Here is a 1,142-nt window from a genome sequence, read left to right on the forward strand (position 1 = left end):
GAAGTCGACTCCGCCGACTTCCTGCTCTGCGTGCTGTGGCCGCCTGGGTGGTGGTGTGGCCGGGCGGGGAGTCCGGGCTGGCCGACTTTCTGCTCCGGCGTCCTCGCGTGGGGCGTCCGGGGTTGTGGCGTGGGAGGTCGGGCCCGCCGACTTCCTGGTCGGGCGTATGGTGGCGCCTTTGTCCGTGGCGGCCCGGGTGTGGTGGCTTGCTGTGGTGCCTGGGGCCTGCCGCTGCGTGAGAAGTCGACTCCGCCGACTTCCTGCTCCGCGTGCTGCGGCGCCTGGGGAGTCGGGTCCGCCGACTTCCGCGGGCGTTCGCCCGGGGTCAGCCGGTCGGGGCGGTGGGAGGGGCGGGGGCGGCGGCGGGGGGTGGGGTGGTGACCGGGGGAGTCATGGTGGGGGAGCCGGGCCAGGACTCCTCCAGGGTGCCGTCCGCGCGCAGCGTGTAGCGGGTGGACGTGGCGGCCCCGGTCTGGGCGACCCGCTCCTCCCGCACCAGGGCGCCGTTCTCCAGCCGCCAGGCCGCCGTCGCCTGCGGATCGGCCGCGGAGGAGCGCGAGGTCATGGCGACCGGGTTGCCGCCGTTGAAGGTGAACAGCTGCACCAGGTCGACCGGGACCGAGCCCTCCGAGCGCCGCAGCACGATCACGGTCGCCGGCTCGCCCTTGTACCGCGCCGGGAGGACCGCGCTGAGCACGACCTGCGGCCCCGCGCCCGCCGTCGAGCGGCCGTCCCGCAGGACGATCGCCGGACCGCCCGCCGGGTCGAGGTAGGTGCGGTTCGGCCAGTCGACGCCCGGGATCAGGCCCTGGGCGGGCAGCAGCGCGCCGTCCGGCGCCCCGTGCGCCGCGGCCGCCAGCGGCGTGGTCGACGGCGCGAGTCCGTCGGCCGAGATCCCCGTCCCGGCCGACGCCTCCGGCCCGGAGCCGGCCGCGGGGGCCGCCGGGGCGGCCGCCGCGGGCGCCGAAGCCGTGCCACCCGGCGAGGCCGGCGCGGACGCGGAACTCGTGGGCGCCCGGAGTCCCTGCTTGTCCCGGTTCTCGCACCCCTGCGCCGCCGCGATGGCCAGCGCCACGCCCACCGTGACCGTCACGAACACCACCAGCCGCTGCCGCAGCAGCCGCCGGCGTGCCGTCCCGGGC

1 pseudogene is annotated in these 1,142 nt (G+C 77.7%); it reads right to left on the reverse strand.

The features are described from left to right. Positions 1–325: 325 nt before the first annotated feature. A pseudogene (locus tag ACFXAM_RS20785) lies at positions 326–1,142 on the reverse strand (hypothetical protein); the annotation flags it as partial.

Source organism: Kitasatospora sp. NPDC059462 (assembly GCF_042749955.1).
GTDB lineage: Bacteria > Actinomycetota > Actinomycetes > Streptomycetales > Streptomycetaceae > Kitasatospora.